Source organism: Candidatus Bandiella woodruffii, from assembly GCF_034359465.1.
Classification (GTDB): domain Bacteria; phylum Pseudomonadota; class Alphaproteobacteria; order Rickettsiales; family Midichloriaceae; genus NDG2.
Map to the genome: position 1 here is coordinate 951,072 of NZ_CP110820.1, position 14,689 is coordinate 965,760.

General features: G+C 37.0%; 15 protein-coding genes and 3 pseudogenes. 11 read left to right on the forward strand and 7 right to left on the reverse strand.

From position 1 onward, the window contains the following. Nucleotides 1-4 precede the first annotated feature (4 nt). Nucleotides 5-742, forward strand: a complete 738-nt coding sequence (gene fabG / locus Bandiella_RS05780; RefSeq protein WP_323732755.1) for a 3-oxoacyl-[acyl-carrier-protein] reductase — start codon at nucleotides 5-7, stop codon at nucleotides 740-742. Continuing rightward, nucleotides 742-1,803, forward strand: a complete 1,062-nt coding sequence (gene zapE, locus Bandiella_RS05785) for a cell division protein ZapE (protein ID WP_323732756.1) — start codon at nucleotides 742-744, stop codon at nucleotides 1,801-1,803. The genes fabG and zapE overlap by 1 nt, the downstream gene beginning before the upstream one ends. Nucleotides 1,804-2,054: 251 nt before the next feature. Here the strand turns inward: zapE and Bandiella_RS05790 are convergent. Continuing rightward, nucleotides 2,055-2,174 (reverse strand): annotated as a pseudogene (locus Bandiella_RS05790) (IS5/IS1182 family transposase); the annotation flags it as partial. Nucleotides 2,175-2,278: 104 nt separating this feature from the next. Here Bandiella_RS05790 and Bandiella_RS05795 point away from each other — a divergent pair. The 4 genes and pseudogenes from Bandiella_RS05795 (at nucleotide 2,279) to Bandiella_RS05810 (ending at nucleotide 3,744) form a co-directional block, all read left to right on the forward strand. After that, a complete protein-coding gene (locus Bandiella_RS05795) occupies nucleotides 2,279-2,479 on the forward strand; it encodes a hypothetical protein (protein WP_323732757.1) in 201 nt (66 codons plus the stop codon). Between the two features lie 18 nt (nucleotides 2,480-2,497). Continuing rightward, nucleotides 2,498-2,983, forward strand: a pseudogene (locus tag Bandiella_RS05800) (IS6 family transposase); the annotation flags it as partial. Between the two features lie 153 nt (nucleotides 2,984-3,136). Next, nucleotides 3,137-3,478 carry an ATP-binding protein gene (locus tag Bandiella_RS05805; protein WP_323732758.1) on the forward strand — a complete coding sequence of 114 codons (342 nt, stop codon included), beginning with the start codon at nucleotides 3,137-3,139 and terminating at the stop codon, nucleotides 3,476-3,478. Nucleotides 3,479-3,495: 17 nt separating this feature from the next. Then, nucleotides 3,496-3,744, forward strand: coding sequence for an AtpZ/AtpI family protein (locus Bandiella_RS05810; RefSeq protein WP_323732759.1), 249 nt, complete (start codon nucleotides 3,496-3,498; stop codon nucleotides 3,742-3,744). A 35-nt stretch (nucleotides 3,745-3,779) separates the two neighbouring features. Here the strand turns inward: Bandiella_RS05810 and Bandiella_RS05815 are convergent, their stop codons facing one another. The 5 genes from Bandiella_RS05815 to Bandiella_RS05835 form a co-directional block, all read right to left on the reverse strand. Further along, complete coding sequence (locus Bandiella_RS05815; protein ID WP_323732760.1) at nucleotides 3,780-4,472, reverse strand: M48 family metallopeptidase; 693 nt, start codon at nucleotides 4,470-4,472, stop codon at nucleotides 3,780-3,782. A gap of 13 nt (nucleotides 4,473-4,485) precedes the next feature. Continuing rightward, nucleotides 4,486-5,817, reverse strand: a complete 1,332-nt coding sequence (tolB, locus tag Bandiella_RS05820) for a Tol-Pal system beta propeller repeat protein TolB (protein WP_323732761.1) — start codon at nucleotides 5,815-5,817, stop codon at nucleotides 4,486-4,488. Continuing rightward, the gene (gyrA, locus tag Bandiella_RS05825) at nucleotides 5,807-8,482 is read right to left on the reverse strand and encodes a DNA gyrase subunit A (protein ID WP_323732762.1); all 2,676 of its coding nucleotides are present in this window, start codon (nucleotides 8,480-8,482) and stop codon (nucleotides 5,807-5,809) included. The genes tolB and gyrA overlap by 11 nt, the downstream gene beginning before the upstream one ends. 125 nt (nucleotides 8,483-8,607) lie before the next feature. Further along, complete coding sequence (locus Bandiella_RS05830) at nucleotides 8,608-9,324, reverse strand: Bax inhibitor-1/YccA family protein (RefSeq protein WP_323732763.1); 717 nt, start codon at nucleotides 9,322-9,324, stop codon at nucleotides 8,608-8,610. A 202-nt stretch (nucleotides 9,325-9,526) separates the two neighbouring features. Further along, nucleotides 9,527-9,814, reverse strand: coding sequence for a hypothetical protein (locus Bandiella_RS05835; protein ID WP_323732764.1), 288 nt, complete (start codon nucleotides 9,812-9,814; stop codon nucleotides 9,527-9,529). A 116-nt stretch (nucleotides 9,815-9,930) separates the two neighbouring features. On the opposite strand from Bandiella_RS05835, the pseudogene Bandiella_RS05840 reads away from it, so the two are divergent. Both Bandiella_RS05840 and Bandiella_RS05845 read left to right on the forward strand, forming a co-directional pair. Then, nucleotides 9,931-10,032: pseudogene (locus tag Bandiella_RS05840) on the forward strand (IS5/IS1182 family transposase); the annotation flags it as partial. Nucleotides 10,033-10,447: 415 nt separating this feature from the next. After that, the gene (locus tag Bandiella_RS05845) at nucleotides 10,448-10,603 is read left to right on the forward strand and encodes a hypothetical protein (RefSeq protein WP_323732765.1); all 156 of its coding nucleotides are present in this window, start codon (nucleotides 10,448-10,450) and stop codon (nucleotides 10,601-10,603) included. An 18-nt stretch (nucleotides 10,604-10,621) separates the two neighbouring features. Here Bandiella_RS05845 and Bandiella_RS05850 read toward each other — a convergent pair whose 3' ends face one another. After that, complete coding sequence (locus Bandiella_RS05850) at nucleotides 10,622-12,808, reverse strand: S9 family peptidase (RefSeq protein WP_323732766.1); 2,187 nt, start codon at nucleotides 12,806-12,808, stop codon at nucleotides 10,622-10,624. A gap of 469 nt (nucleotides 12,809-13,277) precedes the next feature. Here Bandiella_RS05850 and Bandiella_RS05855 point away from each other — a divergent pair, with 469 nt between their 5' ends. The 3 genes from Bandiella_RS05855 (at nucleotide 13,278) to Bandiella_RS05865 (ending at nucleotide 14,600) form a co-directional block, all read left to right on the forward strand. Then, nucleotides 13,278-13,640: a hypothetical protein gene (locus Bandiella_RS05855; protein WP_323732767.1), complete on the forward strand. Its 363-nt coding sequence runs from the start codon at nucleotides 13,278-13,280 to the stop codon at nucleotides 13,638-13,640. Further along, nucleotides 13,612-14,337, forward strand: coding sequence for a triose-phosphate isomerase family protein (locus tag Bandiella_RS05860; protein ID WP_323732768.1), 726 nt, complete (start codon nucleotides 13,612-13,614; stop codon nucleotides 14,335-14,337). The genes Bandiella_RS05855 and Bandiella_RS05860 overlap by 29 nt, the downstream gene beginning before the upstream one ends. A gap of 128 nt (nucleotides 14,338-14,465) precedes the next feature. After that, nucleotides 14,466-14,600, forward strand: a complete 135-nt coding sequence (locus Bandiella_RS05865; RefSeq protein ID WP_323732769.1) for a hypothetical protein — start codon at nucleotides 14,466-14,468, stop codon at nucleotides 14,598-14,600. Nucleotides 14,601-14,689: the final 89 nt, after the last annotated feature.

Consider the following 14,689-nt stretch of genomic DNA (forward strand, 5'->3'; position numbering starts at 1 on the left):
TTATATGTTTAAGTTGCAAAACAAATTAGCACTAGTCACCGGAGCAACCGGTGGCATAGGTCAAGCAATTGTAAAGACGCTTTGTGCACAGGGTGCTAAAGTCGCCGCGATTGGAAGAAATCAGGAAAGCCTACAAAATTTACAAAAGGAATTGGGTGACAGCCTACATCCTATGGTTTGTGATTTTACTGATGAACTACAGCTTAGTTCTTTAATAGAGGGTGTTGAAAAAGAATTTGGAGCTTTGGATATTTTAGTATGTAATGCTGGGGTGACAAAAGATAGCTTAGCTATAAGGCTTAAGAATGAAGATTGGGATCGTGTGATTAACCTTAATTTAACAACAACTTTTAAGTTAAACCGAGAAGCTATAAAATCGATGCTGAAAAGAAAATATGGCAAGATTGTGAACATCTCTTCTGTGATAGGATTAACAGGCAATGCGGGTCAATCTAATTATGCAGCAAGTAAAGCCGGGATGATTGGAATGACAAAATCATTAGCGTTAGAAGTTGCAGCACGTGGTATAACGTTAAATTGTGTTGCACCTGGGTATATAGATACACCAATGACTCAAGTATTAAGCGAAGAAATAAAAACCTCAATTATAAATCACATCCCAATCAGAAGGATTGGAACACCTCAAGATATAGCCAATGCGGTGTTGTTTTTGGCAGCAGATGAAAGTTCATACATCACTGGGCATACATTAAGCGTAAATGGCGGAATGTTCATGTCCTGATGTTAAAACAGTGTTACGATAAATATATCAGAGAAAATGGGTATACAAAAGATTTGGCTCAATTGGGCTTGATTGATTTATTATCTGGCTATCAAAAAAAAGTTCAGTCGAACCGTTTGCTATCAATATTTTTAGGCCCAGTTGTGAAAAAAGGGGTATATATTTGGGGAGATGTGGGGAGAGGTAAAACGTTTATCAGCAGTTTATTTTTTGACAGCTTAAGTATCGAACAGAAGTATAAACAACACTTCCACCAATTTATGCTGGATTGTCATAGCGAGATACAGCAAAATCCCAGTGAAGACCATGCCCTCAAAAATTTAACAAATATGCTAATAGCAAAGTATCGCGTTTTGTATTTAGACGAATTCCAAATCAACAACATTGCAGATGCCATGCTATTATCTAGGCTGTTTACCATTTTAATGGACTCAGGGATGTATATATTCCTTACCTCCAATACGAAGCCTGCGGAAATATATAAAGATGGTTTAAAGAGAGAATACATCCTGCCATTCATAAACTTCATCCAGGAAAACCTAAATGTTTACAACTTGTCCAGTCCCAGAGACTATAGAAGAGAAAAACTTAAGGCACACAAAAATTTATTCATTTATCCGCTAATTAATAGCGAGAGTAAATTGACTACCATAATCAATGATTTAGTTGGTAGTGGCAAATTTGAAAAGACCACCATTCAAGTCACTTCAAACAGGTTGTTCGAGGTTAAAAACAGCTGCGGTGTTGTTGCAAGATTTACATTTGAGGAGTTATGCGTTGAAGCTTTAGGTGCAGCAGATTATCTCGCGTTATGCAGAAGTTTTGACATGATTATCATAACAAATATACCCCAATTGAGATTTGAAGACCACAATCAAATATTAAGATTTATTACGTTAGTTGACTGCATGTATGATAATCGAATTATGGGGGTTTTTACTGCAGAAGCACCACTGGAAGATTTATATTTGGGAGATATCCATAGGAATGAGTTTCAGAGAACTATTTCTCGCATATATGAAATGCAATCGGAAGAATATGACAAGCACATACTCCAATAATTAAACATTGGCAAAATTTATAAGAGGTATATACTCCGATAACTTGAAAAATTGGAAACGTGGCGGAATGAACTCCCAGGCTGCGAGGGGGCGCTTTAGCTCAAGCCACGCATTTATCAGGAGTTGCGGCCTGGCTTTTTACACCATTCATCATACCAATCTTAAATTACCAGAAGTATACTCACTTTTGCCCTCCCCTGGACTTCGCTTATCAAAAATGATATTTTGTTCCTCTTTTTTAGATAATGTCGTCATGAGATTTTAAGCCAAAGAGATAAACATCTAATCTGAATTGCGGCAAGAAAAGAAGCTGAATTTTTAGCATATCTGGTTGCAATTCCCCTCCATCTTTTAAGATGAAGAAAGGTGTGTGCGCCGGGGCACCGTCAAGTTAAAAAAGTTGAGGTGCAAAAGGTATTGAGAGAAGAGGGAAAAAATAGTAAATTGGAGCAAAATAAAAAATAATAGAAAAACAATGGAAGAAAGAGCGAGCAGATACAGATATCCAATGGTGATAATAGGACATGCAGTTTGGTTGTACCACAGATTTAATTTGAGTTATAGAGACGTAGCAGAAGAGTTGTTATACAGGGGTATAGAAGTAAGCCATGAAACGATAAGAGCATGGTGTATTAAATTTGGAAAAAGGTTTTTAGATATAATCAAGAAGAAGTAGAGGAAAGCAAAGGATAAATGGCATTTGGATGAGATGAGCATTAAAATTAACGGTAAATATTTTATTTTGTGGAGAGCTGTAGATGAAGATGGATATGAGATAGATGTCTTCCTACAGACCAGACGTAATAAAAAGTCTGCGATAAGGTTTTTATCAAGATTATTACAATCAAATCCAGTACCCAGAGTAATCGTGACAGATAAATTAAAAAGCTATACCAAACCTATAAAAGAAATGTGCCCTAAAACAGAGCATAGGCGCCATAAAGGATTAAATAATAGGGTTGAAAATGCACACCAACCAACACGCAGGAAAGAGAAATGCCTAATAAAATTCAAATCTCCTTCTGGGGTACAGCAAACTCTTTCTTTGATGGGAAAAATAAGGAACATATTTTCAGTAGATGTGGGCAGGTATATTAACAGTTCTAGCAAGCAAAAAGAAATGTTTTTTGAAGCTAAATCTATTTGGGATCACGCCGCTCAATCCATAGCTGCTGCATAATTTTCAAAAAGATGCTCTGTCACGCCCTTACCTCCATTAACTTGACGGTGCCCTTTTGCACCTCAACTTTTTTAACTTGACGGTGCCTACTCGATCATTAACTGCATAGAATCGGCTTTAGATGAGCTTTATTTAACAGAAGAACAAAAAGAAATGATCCACTTTAACAAAGAACATGACTTTGATTTTAAAGGTTCTAAGCATTTGTTTAAGCACATAATCTTCAATTTAATAAAAAATACATTCTACCATGCAGGGCCGGGTGCTAAAATTTATATCTGGGCACAAAGTAACTGCTTGCATTTTAAAGATTTAGGGATTGGAGTAAAAAGGGAGGATATTGGCAAGATATTTGACACTGATTTTACAAAAGGTAAGTTTGGTATAGGGCTACATTTCTGCAAAAGAGTGATGGAAAAAATGGGTGGGACTATAAAATGTAACTCTGAATATGGGGAGTATACTGAATTTATAATGACTTTTTGTAAGGCTTGAATGTAACTGGTGTATAAATGGAAAAAAGTAGATTAAAGATAAAACTAGAAGAACTAAAATCGCAAGTTGCTCCTAAAAGACCTTCCCACAAAAAACGAAACGATGGGATCATCATTGTTGCAGAGTTGCTGGCTGGAATTTTTATTGGGGCTTTTTTGGGGTATCATTCAGATAAATCCATGGGGACTTCACCTCTGTTTCTATTCCTATTTACTGTATTTGGCCTCTTTGCAGCGCTCTTGAATATCTCTCGCAATACACACTAAAGCTATCTCTAGTAAACTAAGGAGGGCAAAGGATATTATAAAATATGGTATAATTCATGCCCATGGGTTTTAAGCCATCGTACCGATGCCTTATACTCTGGATGAATTTTCTCAACCAGAGTCCAAAATTTATTACTGTGGTTCATCTCTTTTAGATGGCATAGTTCATGGGTTACCAAGTAATGCAAGATTTGTTGAGGGGCAAAGATAATTCTCCAGTTGAAAGCTAGGTTACCTATCGAAGAGCAACTTCCCCATCTGCTTTTTAATTCTTTTACTGAAATTTTTGCGTATTTAAAATAATGCTCTTTTGCCAAAGTCTCTGCAATTTCTTTAATTGATATTAGAGCATATTGTTGCAAATAATGTCGCAAAACATTTGCAGCATTATCTTTAGGCGAGTGCACGGTTATGAGCCCGTCTTTTATAAGAACGTCAAAATTATTGCCAAGATCAATGTACTTGATACGGTGTGACTTTCCCAAAAGAAATATTGCTTCGGGTAAATCTTCGAACTTAGCTAAATTTATTTTCGTCAATTTCTCCCTAATCCAGCGCTCCTTCTGAAGCAAAAATTCATAAGCTTTGGTTTTAGGTGCTCCGTAGGGAATGATCAGTTCTACGCCACCTTTGTGATCTACACAAACAGATATGCGCCTGACCCTATGGCTTTCCCTTATAGTTACTCTGATAAGGCTCCCTAAAGTCTTTAATTCTATAAAGGCCATGTTATGTTTAATTTTATCTCAGATGAGCTGACCAAGAGGGCTCCGATGCTTCAGTGGAAGAGTCAATCAACCTTTCATTGTATCCATCAACATCAATGGCGTAAAGCCTGTTGCTCCCGTCTCTATTTTGCCTTCCAAAAATAATAGTTCTGCTATTGGGGGCCCAAGAAGGGCTTTCTTCCAACCAACTGCTGGTAAGTAGCCTTTCATCAGTACCATCAGGCCTCATTATGCCTATATAAAAACTTCCAGATAATATTTTAGTAAACGCAACCCATTGCCCATCAGGAGACCAAACTGGCGTATAATATCGTCCATCTGCGCTACTGATCTTTCTTACATTTCCCCCGTCCCTATCCATTATATAGATTTGAGCTGCTGGGCCACTTCTATCCGAGTTAAACACTATATATTTGCCATCCGGCGAATATGAGGGAGAAGTATCAATCGTACCAACACCATGCGTGAGTTTTTTCTTTGCGCCGTTGGTTAAATGCACTTCATAAATATTCGTTGTACCTTTCCTTGCCAAAGACATGATTGCGTAGTTTCCATCCGGTGCAAAGTGGGGGGCAAACGACATACCAGGCATATCGCCCACCAATTCATGCCTTCCGGTTTCCAGATTCAGAATGTATACTTTTGCTGGCTGATATTTATGCTCAAAACTCATATATATGATCCTGTGAGACTTAGGGTCAAATCTTGGCGATAACACTAACTTTTTTCCATCTGTTAGGAATCTAAGATTGGCACCGTCCTGATCCATTATTGCAAGCCTTTTAGTTTTACGTTTCCCAACACCCTTTTCTGAAACGAACGTAATCATAGAATCAAAATAACCATTAACACCTAAAAATTCTCTGTAAACATTGTTGGCGATCCGATGAGCAACCCTTCTCCAGGAATCTAGGTCGATCTTTAATGTCTTAGCCCTGTTATCAACCAACTTTTCTTTGAAAGGATCCCATAACTTATAGCTAACCTCTATTTTATTTGTCTCCTTGCTAATTTGGACATTAGCAACCACTAACATATTGGCATTAATAGTACGCCAATTTGCGAAGACCGGAGTTTTAATGTTGGATGGAGCTTCTAAAAATGCGTCATTGTCAATAACTCTGAATAACCCTGACTTTTCTAAATCATTGACTAGCACGGTTCTTAGTTTGATCCCATATTGTATAGAATCCAGACTATTACCCTCAAATTCCGCTATAGCAATTGGGAATGGTTCAAAAACACCATCATCTATGTTGACCTCTATTTTTGCATAAGAAGTGCAAGCAATTAAGACGTTAAAAATAACAGCAAGTAAACAAATCAGTATTTTTTTATCCTTCATCTTCTTCCTTGTCCTCTGACGATATTTTAGAGATCGAAACAACTTTTTCATCGTTGTTCAGATCAATGATCTTAACACCTTTGGCATTTCTACCAGTAACTCTAATGCTACTGACATCGGTTCTAATAATCGTGCCTAAATTGGTCATTACCATAATCTGATCATCATCGTTTACAGAAAAAGAAGCGATTACAAAACCATTCCTGTTGCCAACATCTATATTAAGCACGCCCTGGCTATTACGATTTGTTACTCTATACTCATATGCAGATGTTCTTTTTCCAAAGCCATTTTCGGTGACACTAAGAATGAACTGCTCCTCTTGAGCAGCTTTTTGAACGTTAAGTCCGTTCACACTTAAATCCAACTGTTGTTGTCGTTCGTTATTAATTTGCTGTAATGCAAGCTTTAATCTTGTTTGCAAAGGAATTTTCAAATACTCATCTCTTTGTAATATATCAAGCTCTCCGGACATCAATATAGACATAGAAATCACAACATCTGATTCATCGGCTAATTTTACCGCCTTTACTCCATCTGATGATCTGCTTTTAAACACCCTTAAAGCATTGACAGGGAACCTTACAGCTTTCCCTTTCTTTGTTGCAAGCAATATATGCGCATCATCGTTACATGCAGAAACCCCAATAAGGCTGTCGTCCTCTTCAAGGCGAATAGCTATTTTTCCATTTGCTTGGATGTTTAAAAAATCATTTAAGCTGTTTCTTCTGGCGTTTCCTTTTGCAGTTGCAAAAATTATATTAAGCTTGCTCCAATCTTCGGAATTTTCAGGCATTGGCATAATACTTGCAATACTGTCATTCGAATCTAAAGGTAAGAGGTTAACAACAGCCCTTCCTTTTGACTGTGGGCTTGCTATAGGCAACTTATAAACCTTTAATTGGTATACTTTCCCAAACTTGGAGAAAAACAGCAATGGCACATGAGTATTGGTGACAAGCAGCTCGCTGATAATATCATCCTCATACATTGTCATTGCAGACCTTCCTTTCCCTCCACGTTTTTGTGCCCTATAAACACTTAGAGGTACCCTCTTAATGAAGCCAGTTTTAGTCAATGTAACGACCATATCTTCTTTTTGAATTAAGTCTTCATCAGAAACATTCAGGTCTTCATTTTTTATAACCGTCCTTCTTGGAGTAGCAATTTCAGATTTTATATTCAATAACTCTTCTTTGATGAGCGCCATCAATTTTTGGTCCGAAAACAGCAATTCCAAATATTCTTGAATAATCTGCGCTAAATCATTTAGTTCTGAGTCAATCTTTTCTTTCTCCAAAGCGGTCAAACGTTGAAGCCTCATCTCTAAAATCGCTTTAGCTTGTTCTTCTGTCAAGAAACATTTGCCGTTTTCCACTTTATTTCCACGATCCGCCACCAAAGTAAGCAAGGGGACTATCTCCTGCGCCATCCATTCTCGATCCATCAGCGCAATTTTAGCGGATTGAGTGTCAGCAGATGATTTGATCAGCGCTATTATCTCGTCTATATTTGTAACTGCTATTGCAAGACCTATCAACAAATGTGCCCTAGTTCTTGCCTTATTAAGTAAAAATGATGTACGACGTCTAACAATCTCTCTTCTAAACTCTATGAAAAAATTTAGAACGTTCCTTAGCCCCATAATTTGAGGTTTGCCATGGTTTAATGCAAGCATGTTTACGCTGAAGCTGGTTTGCAATTGCGTATTTTGGTATAGTTGATTCAACACCACTTCTGGATTCGCTTCGCGTTTTAGGTCTATAACAACCCTAACCCCCAGTTTGTTTGTCTCATCTCTTATTTCCGAAATTCCTTCTATGATCTTCTCTCTGACAAGATGCTCCATAGCTTTGAGCATTTCTGCTTTATTAACTTGATATGGGATTTCAGTAACAATAATTGATTCTTTGCCAGCCTTTTCCTCAATCTCAACCTTCCCTCTAATAACAATACTGCCTCTACCCCTTAATAACGCGAGTTTTGCGTTCTCACCATTTATTATTTCAGCACCTGTTGGGAAATCAGGTGCAGGAATGAGCTCAACCAGTCGTTGATCTGAAATTTCAGGATCATCCATCAACGCACAACACGCGTCTATTACCTCGCCCAAATTATGTGTCGGAATGCTTGTTGCCATTCCAACTGCTATACCATTTGCCCCGTTAACAAGTAAGTTAGGATACCTAGATGGAAGAACCTTTGGCTCACTTTCAGAACCATCGTAGTTATCTTGAAAATCAACGGTGTCTTTATCGATATCTTGTAGTATAAAGCTGGCGGCCTTCGCCATCCTAACTTCGGTATACCTCATTTGAGCTGGTGAGTCACCATCTATGGAGCCAAAGTTACCTTGCCCATCAATAAGTGGCAACCTCAAAGAAAAATCTTGCGCCATTCTAACCAAAGCAGAATAAATGGAGCTATCGCCGTGCGGATGGTACTTACCCATCACTTCGCCGACAACCCTTGCTGATTTCCTGTATGGTTTGTCATGCAGGTTACCAGTATCGTTCATGGCATATAATATTCTCCTGTGTACAGGCTTCAAACCATCTCGACAATCAGGCAAAGCACGGCTTACAATAACGCTCATAGCGTAATCTAAGTAAGCACTCTGCATCTCATTTTCAATTGATACTGAAACAGTATCTATTTTAGACATCTCTTCTTTCAATTTTGATACGCAAATACAATATTATAATTTAAAAAAACAGCACCAGAAAAAGCACTAACTTTTAATGCAAGTTCACTGATGCCATTTTGCAACTTAAAGAGCTAGGGGTTGGATTAATCTCTCCTAGTTCCAAAGATTCTTAGCAAGAAAAGGAATAGGTTAATAAAATCCATATATAGGTTCAGAGCCCCGTATACAGATATCCTCTGTGCAACGTCGTCTGAGTTTACCCCCACGTTATAGTATATAACTTTCAGCTTCTGTACGTCATATGCTGTGAGTAACGTGAATATCACAACTCCTACATAAGATAAAACATTTCCCAAAGCGGAACTTTGAAAAAATAGATTAGCAAGACTTGCAATAACTAAACCCATCAGTCCCATTATTAGGAATGAACCCATGCCGGACAAGTCTTTTTTTGTGCTATGCCCATAAATTGCCATAGCACCGAAAAGAGAAGCCGTGATAAAGAAAACTTTAGCTATACTTTCCTGAGTATATACATAAAATATGGATGAAAGAGAAACCCCCATCAGTCCCGAAAACACCCATAATGAAACCCTTGCAGATTGCACAGACATTGTCATAATTTTAGCACTCATAAAGAATACCATCCCCAGAGGAGCCAATACCACGACCCACTGAAGCGGTGTTCCAAATAACACTTGCATTAAACTTGGGGACGAAGCAACAAGCATAGAAATAATTGCCGTAATTGCAAGTGCAACCCCCATGTTTTGAAACACTGATATCATATATGTTCTGAGTCCTTCGTCATACCCAGATCTTTGAGTTGTGGTTCCAGCGTAATTTGTATAATCTAACATGATTCTTACATTTTAATTAAAAAGTTAATACTGGCATTGTACAATATAATCAATAGTATTTCAATTGGTAAAAAAAGCATGGTATAAATTCAATATACAGCCTATCTTCATTCTTAAATTGTCTTATATGCTTGAATGGCTTGCATGCGAAAAGCGCAATTTATAGTCTTGGAATTTTATACTGTTTTAACTATGTGATCTTCTATTGAACTTTTTGACCGTTAGCGTCATAAATAGTAAAATTTTCAAAAACATCGCTATCTTTGTGCGAATACATGATTTGTGCAACAATAAAGCCTCTATTATTTGAGAGTGCCCCCTCAACCGGTGTGCCAGCTACTTCCCATAAACCTAATGTCATCACATCTAGAACGCCATGCCCCGCGGCTCTTACATAGTTAGCCCCTGATTTTCTAGCTTTAGCCCTATATATCTCATAATATTTTCCATCGTCAGATGATCTATGCTGAACCAACTGGTTCTGTCGCATCTGTGAAAATTCAGTGCAAAAAGTGAAAAGTGAAAATTTCAAAGTGCGGAAAATCGGGAGTTAAAAATTCTTAATTTTTACTTTTTATTTCAAAAATTAACAGATGCGACAGAACCTATAAAATAAGGCATATTGTAGAAAACACCTTTCTTCATCTTAAAAGATGGAGGGGAATTGCAACCAGATATGCTAAAAATTCAGGGAGTGTTCATAAATAGATAGAAAGAGCTAAAGCTTTGTTAAAAAATAAAACAAGGGATAATCTTAGCATTTCAGAACACTTGCTAAAGCGTTTAGTCTTGCGATTTAATCTAGCAAGCATATCGGTTCTGTCGCATCTGTTAATTTTTGAAATAAAAAGTAAAAATTAAGAATTTTTAACTCCCGATTTTCCGCACTTTGAAATTTTCACTTTTCACTTTTTGCACTGAATTTTCACAGATGCGACAGAACCATTTTATATAAATCTTTATTGTATTTTCTCTGGGTGATTCTGTTCTTTTTAGGAGGAATAACAACTCTCATGCCCAATTCTTGGGCATGGTCAATTATGTAATTAACATCGTACCGGCACCGTCAAGTTAAAAAAGTTGAGGTGCAAAAGGTATTGAGAGAAGAGGGAAAAAATAGTAAATGTGCGCCGGGCATGAGGTAAGAGCAAAGGGTTCAAGTCCCTTATGGGCTGAGATAGAGCGGTCCATTAACTTGACGGTGCCGCTCTGGGTACATTTTGAGGATAACAATAATTTCCTAAGTGAGCAGGGCAATTTTATATCTATCTTTGGCTAACACTCTGCATTATTTTATTCAGATCAAAAACGCATATTCTTTTGCTATCTCCCATAAGTATGAATATCTACCAGACTTGCCAGCGTGCCCTGCGTCCATGTTGGTGATTAGCACGATTATATTATCGTCTGTTTTGTCTGCCCTTAATTTCGCAACCCATTTCGCTGGTTCCCAGTATGTGACTCTTGGGTCACTTAGTCCTGCAGTCACAAATAGATTTGGATACTTTTGCTTTTTTACATTATCGTATGGAGAATATGACTTGATATAATCATAAAATTCCTTCTCCATAGGGTTACCCCATTCTTTAAATTCACCAGGGGTAAGCGGCAAATTAGCATCAAGCATTGTGTTTAAAACATCCACGAATGGGACATGAGCAACCGCATTTTTGAAAAGTTCCGGTTTATCGTTTATGCAGAAACCTATCAACATACCCCCTGCGCTACCTCCTGCAATGGTTATCTCACCCTCTTTGGTGTAGCCTTGCTTGGCTAAATATTCTGCAGAATCAATAAAATCATAGAACGTATTTTTTTTGGTTAAAAATTTTGCTGATTCATACCATTCATACCCTAAGTCGTCTCCACCTCTTATATGCGAGATTGCATAGACAAAACCTCTGTCTAGTAACGAGAATATACTACGCCTAAACATCAGTGGGACAGCATAACCGTACGAACCATATCCGTAAAGATATAGCTGGTTTGTTCCATCCTTTTTAAATTTATCTTTTCTGTAAATCAAAGATATTGGGACTGCTTTTCCATCTCTGGATTTGGCATATAATCTTTCGACTTCGTACTCATCTGAATTAAACCCTGAGGGTATTTCATCAGTTTTTAGTACAAACTCTTCACCACTTTCAAAACAATGTTCTTTTACGATTTTGGGGGTTTTAAGTGAACTATAATGGAATCTGAAGCTCTCAGCTTCATGGGTCGTGAATACAACATCCACATCGTAGCTACTATCAGGAAATGCTAAATTTTTTGATGCGTTACTTCTTAGGTCTACAATCTCCACATCAAACAACCCATTTTTATTGCTTGAACTTGTCACCACCATATGATTTTGGTACAATTTAAAGTCCCTAATATACCGTTCTTTTGCATAGGGGATGAAATCTAGCCACTTTTTGTCTGGGTCGTCCACCGCTGCAATCCTGAAATTTTTTCCCATATCGTTTGTAAGGACGTAGAATTTGCCCTCATGACTGCTAATTGAGTATAAATGCGATTTTTGTCTTGGGGCGAATAACTTTAACGTAAAATCATCTTGCATTAAGTCGATGTAGTAACACTCATTTTCTTCTTTGCTTTGCGTGGTGATGATAAGATAATTGCTATCGGTGGTCTTTTCTATACTAACGCTGTAAGTAGCATCTTTTTCCTCATAAAGCAGTTGATCATTCTTATAATCTGTGCCCAGTGTGTGGTAGTAGACTTTCTTTGCACGCCAATTTTCACTTGCAGGAACATAAAAAAAACCAAGATTATTCTCGTGCCATACTACCTGTCCAAAAGTATTGGGTATTGTTTCTGTCAATAAATTACCTAGTTCTAAATTTTTGATATATATCTCAAACATTTCGTTCCCGAGTTTATCAAGCGCGTAGGTCATAAACTTATGATTTGGGCTAACTTTTATTCCAATGATTTTGCAATAATCAAGGTCGCAAGCCAATTTGTTCTCGTTTAAAATTACCTCTTCATTGGCATCTAAAGATTTATACTTCCTTGCATGTACCCAATATTCCATCCCTTCTTTTATATAAGAATAATAGAAATATTCTCCTTTTTTCACTGGAACTGTGCTGTCGTCTTCTTTTATTCTCCCCTTGATTTCATTATAAATATCTTTTATCAGGGCATCTTTTGATGATAGTACCATTTCTGCATAATCATTCTCTTCTTTTAGGTAATGTAGTATTTCTTCATTTTCAACTTTAGGGTAACCTTCATCTCTAAGCCAGCTATAACAATCGGGGTTTGCATGCTCAGATTTTGTAGATGTTTTTTTTGCGATTGGTGGAATAAGTGGTATATGTGCCGATTTTCTCATAATCCGTGTCATTAGTCTTTTGGGGGATCGTAGCATACATCCCGCCAGGATTCCAAATAATAATAAACACTTAACTTTTATTCCATAATGAAAAAGGCCCCTGCATAGTTGTACTCCGATAACTTGAAAAATTGGCGTCAAAATACTTCGGACTTCGCATTTGGTTACATATAAATAGTACGCTCCTAATGCTCATCACTTGTATTCCTCGCTCTTTTCCAAGTTCTCTGTCGTCTATAAGTTTCGTCAACTCTTGATTTACAAGAGATATACACCTAAAAAACGGTATACTGCTTTTATTTTAGAGCCTTACATTTTATATTGCCGATTAATTGTTTATGATAGACACCTTGAACAAAGAGCTATTAATTATTCCGGTTCTGTCGCATCTGTTAATTTTTGAAATAAAAAGTAAAAATTAAGAATTTTTAACTCCCGATTTTCCGCACTTTGAAATTTTCACTTTTCACTTTTTGCACTGAATTTTCACAGATGCGACAGAACCGCAAAAATACATGGAATACAAAATAATTTTTCAGTATACTCTTTCACAATAACTTTAAGACAAAAAAACTCTTATAGGGAATATTAAACATTTTTTAGGTTAAGTATGAATAAATTGCTTTTTACTACTGCTCTGTGCCTAACATTGGTGCTAAATTTTAATGTATCTGCATGTGACAAACATAAAAATACTGCCCAAAATGGGGCAACTGCAACATCATCTGATCAAACTGCTGATTGTGATAATAAAAAGTTTGATTATACAAAGATAGTGAAAGACTTGTCCGAAGAAGTCAAAAAAGAAGTTGATGCTTATTATGAAAAAACCGGAAAAGCGTATGATGAATTAAGCGACGATGCTAAGAAAGCCGTAAAAAAAATATCTGCATATAAAAATAAAGTCTTTTCAAAAAAAGCTAAACCGTCTGCAAAAACCATAGATGAAGGAAAACAGACTGCTAATAGCTAATTGGAAAACTTATATCCAAGACTTAACGACTGTAAAAAACAAGATAGAGCAGGTCAATAATCTACTGTTAGGGGCACATGGAGTTGTCATATGCCCCCCATCTATTTTTCTGCATGTACTTGTTGATGGGATAAAAAATCCCAACATCAAAGTAGGCGCTCAGGATATATCCACATCGGAATCAGGCACTGGCGAGATTACGGCTTCAATGCAAAAAGGTATTGGATGTAGCTATGCTATAATAGGCCATTCTGAAGTGCGTGAACGCTATGGAGAGAATAATGACGAAGTTGCCATAAAAGTTGATATTGCCTTAAAATATGGTATGGTTCCTGTTATATGCATTGGGGAAAATATAGAGGTTAGGAACAGTGGTGACCATCTTAAGTTTTTGATCGATCAATTGATTGAGTCTTTGCCACAGGGAGCAGAGCAAAAGTTCATCATCGCATACGAGCCTATTTGGTCAATTGGCACTGGGATTATACCTACGCCACATCAAATCGAAGAAGTTATCTCAACTTTAAAAGTGATTCCCGGGCTTAAAAAACATCAATTTCTTTATGGTGGTTCAGTTAATGAATCTAATATCTATGACATAAGTAAAATAAAAGTTTTAGATGGCGTTCTGGTAGGGGCTGCCAGTACTAACATTGCTAAGTTAGCTAAAATTTATCAGGTATTGAATGCACTTTAATCATTTTGCACCCCGTAAAACGGCACCGTCAAGTTAAAAAAGTTGAGGTGCAAAAGGTATGGTTCTGTCGCATCTGTTGAAACACATAAGAATTTTTGATATTCTGAAAGAAATAGTTGCTGGTAATAATGTTTAAAGTAGACCCAAAATTAATGAAGTATTTTAAGAACCATGAATATGGCGCAGAAATCATTATGGTATCGCTGTATATGAAAGGAAGATATGGTTCTGTCGCATCTGTGAAAATTCAGTGCAAAAAGTGAAAAGTGAAAATTTCAAAGTGCGGAAAATCGGGAGTTAAAAATTCTTAATTTTTACTTTTTATTTCAAAAATTAACAGATGCGACAGAAC

Coding starts and splice junctions, on each gene's coding strand:
- gyrA (WP_323732762.1), bottom strand. CDS start 8,482: ATGTCTAAAATAGATACTGTTTCAGTATCAATTGAAAATGAGATGCAG.
- Bandiella_RS05795 (WP_323732757.1), top strand. CDS start 2,279: ATGGAAGAAAGAGCGAGCAGATACAGATATCCAATGGTGATAATAGGA.
- Bandiella_RS05865 (WP_323732769.1), top strand. CDS start 14,466: ATGTTTAAAGTAGACCCAAAATTAATGAAGTATTTTAAGAACCATGAA.
- Bandiella_RS05805 (WP_323732758.1), top strand. CDS start 3,137: ATGATCCACTTTAACAAAGAACATGACTTTGATTTTAAAGGTTCTAAG.
- Bandiella_RS05815 (WP_323732760.1), bottom strand. CDS start 4,472: ATGGCCTTTATAGAATTAAAGACTTTAGGGAGCCTTATCAGAGTAACT.
- tolB (WP_323732761.1), bottom strand. CDS start 5,817: ATGAAGGATAAAAAAATACTGATTTGTTTACTTGCTGTTATTTTTAAC.
- Bandiella_RS05860 (WP_323732768.1), top strand. CDS start 13,612: ATGAAGGAAAACAGACTGCTAATAGCTAATTGGAAAACTTATATCCAA.
- zapE (WP_323732756.1), top strand. CDS start 742: ATGTTAAAACAGTGTTACGATAAATATATCAGAGAAAATGGGTATACA.
- Bandiella_RS05830 (WP_323732763.1), bottom strand. CDS start 9,324: ATGTTAGATTATACAAATTACGCTGGAACCACAACTCAAAGATCTGGG.
- Bandiella_RS05810 (WP_323732759.1), top strand. CDS start 3,496: ATGGAAAAAAGTAGATTAAAGATAAAACTAGAAGAACTAAAATCGCAA.
- fabG (WP_323732755.1), top strand. CDS start 5: ATGTTTAAGTTGCAAAACAAATTAGCACTAGTCACCGGAGCAACCGGT.
- Bandiella_RS05835 (WP_323732764.1), bottom strand. CDS start 9,814: ATGCGACAGAACCAGTTGGTTCAGCATAGATCATCTGACGATGGAAAA.
- Bandiella_RS05845 (WP_323732765.1), top strand. CDS start 10,448: ATGTGCGCCGGGCATGAGGTAAGAGCAAAGGGTTCAAGTCCCTTATGG.
- Bandiella_RS05855 (WP_323732767.1), top strand. CDS start 13,278: ATGAATAAATTGCTTTTTACTACTGCTCTGTGCCTAACATTGGTGCTA.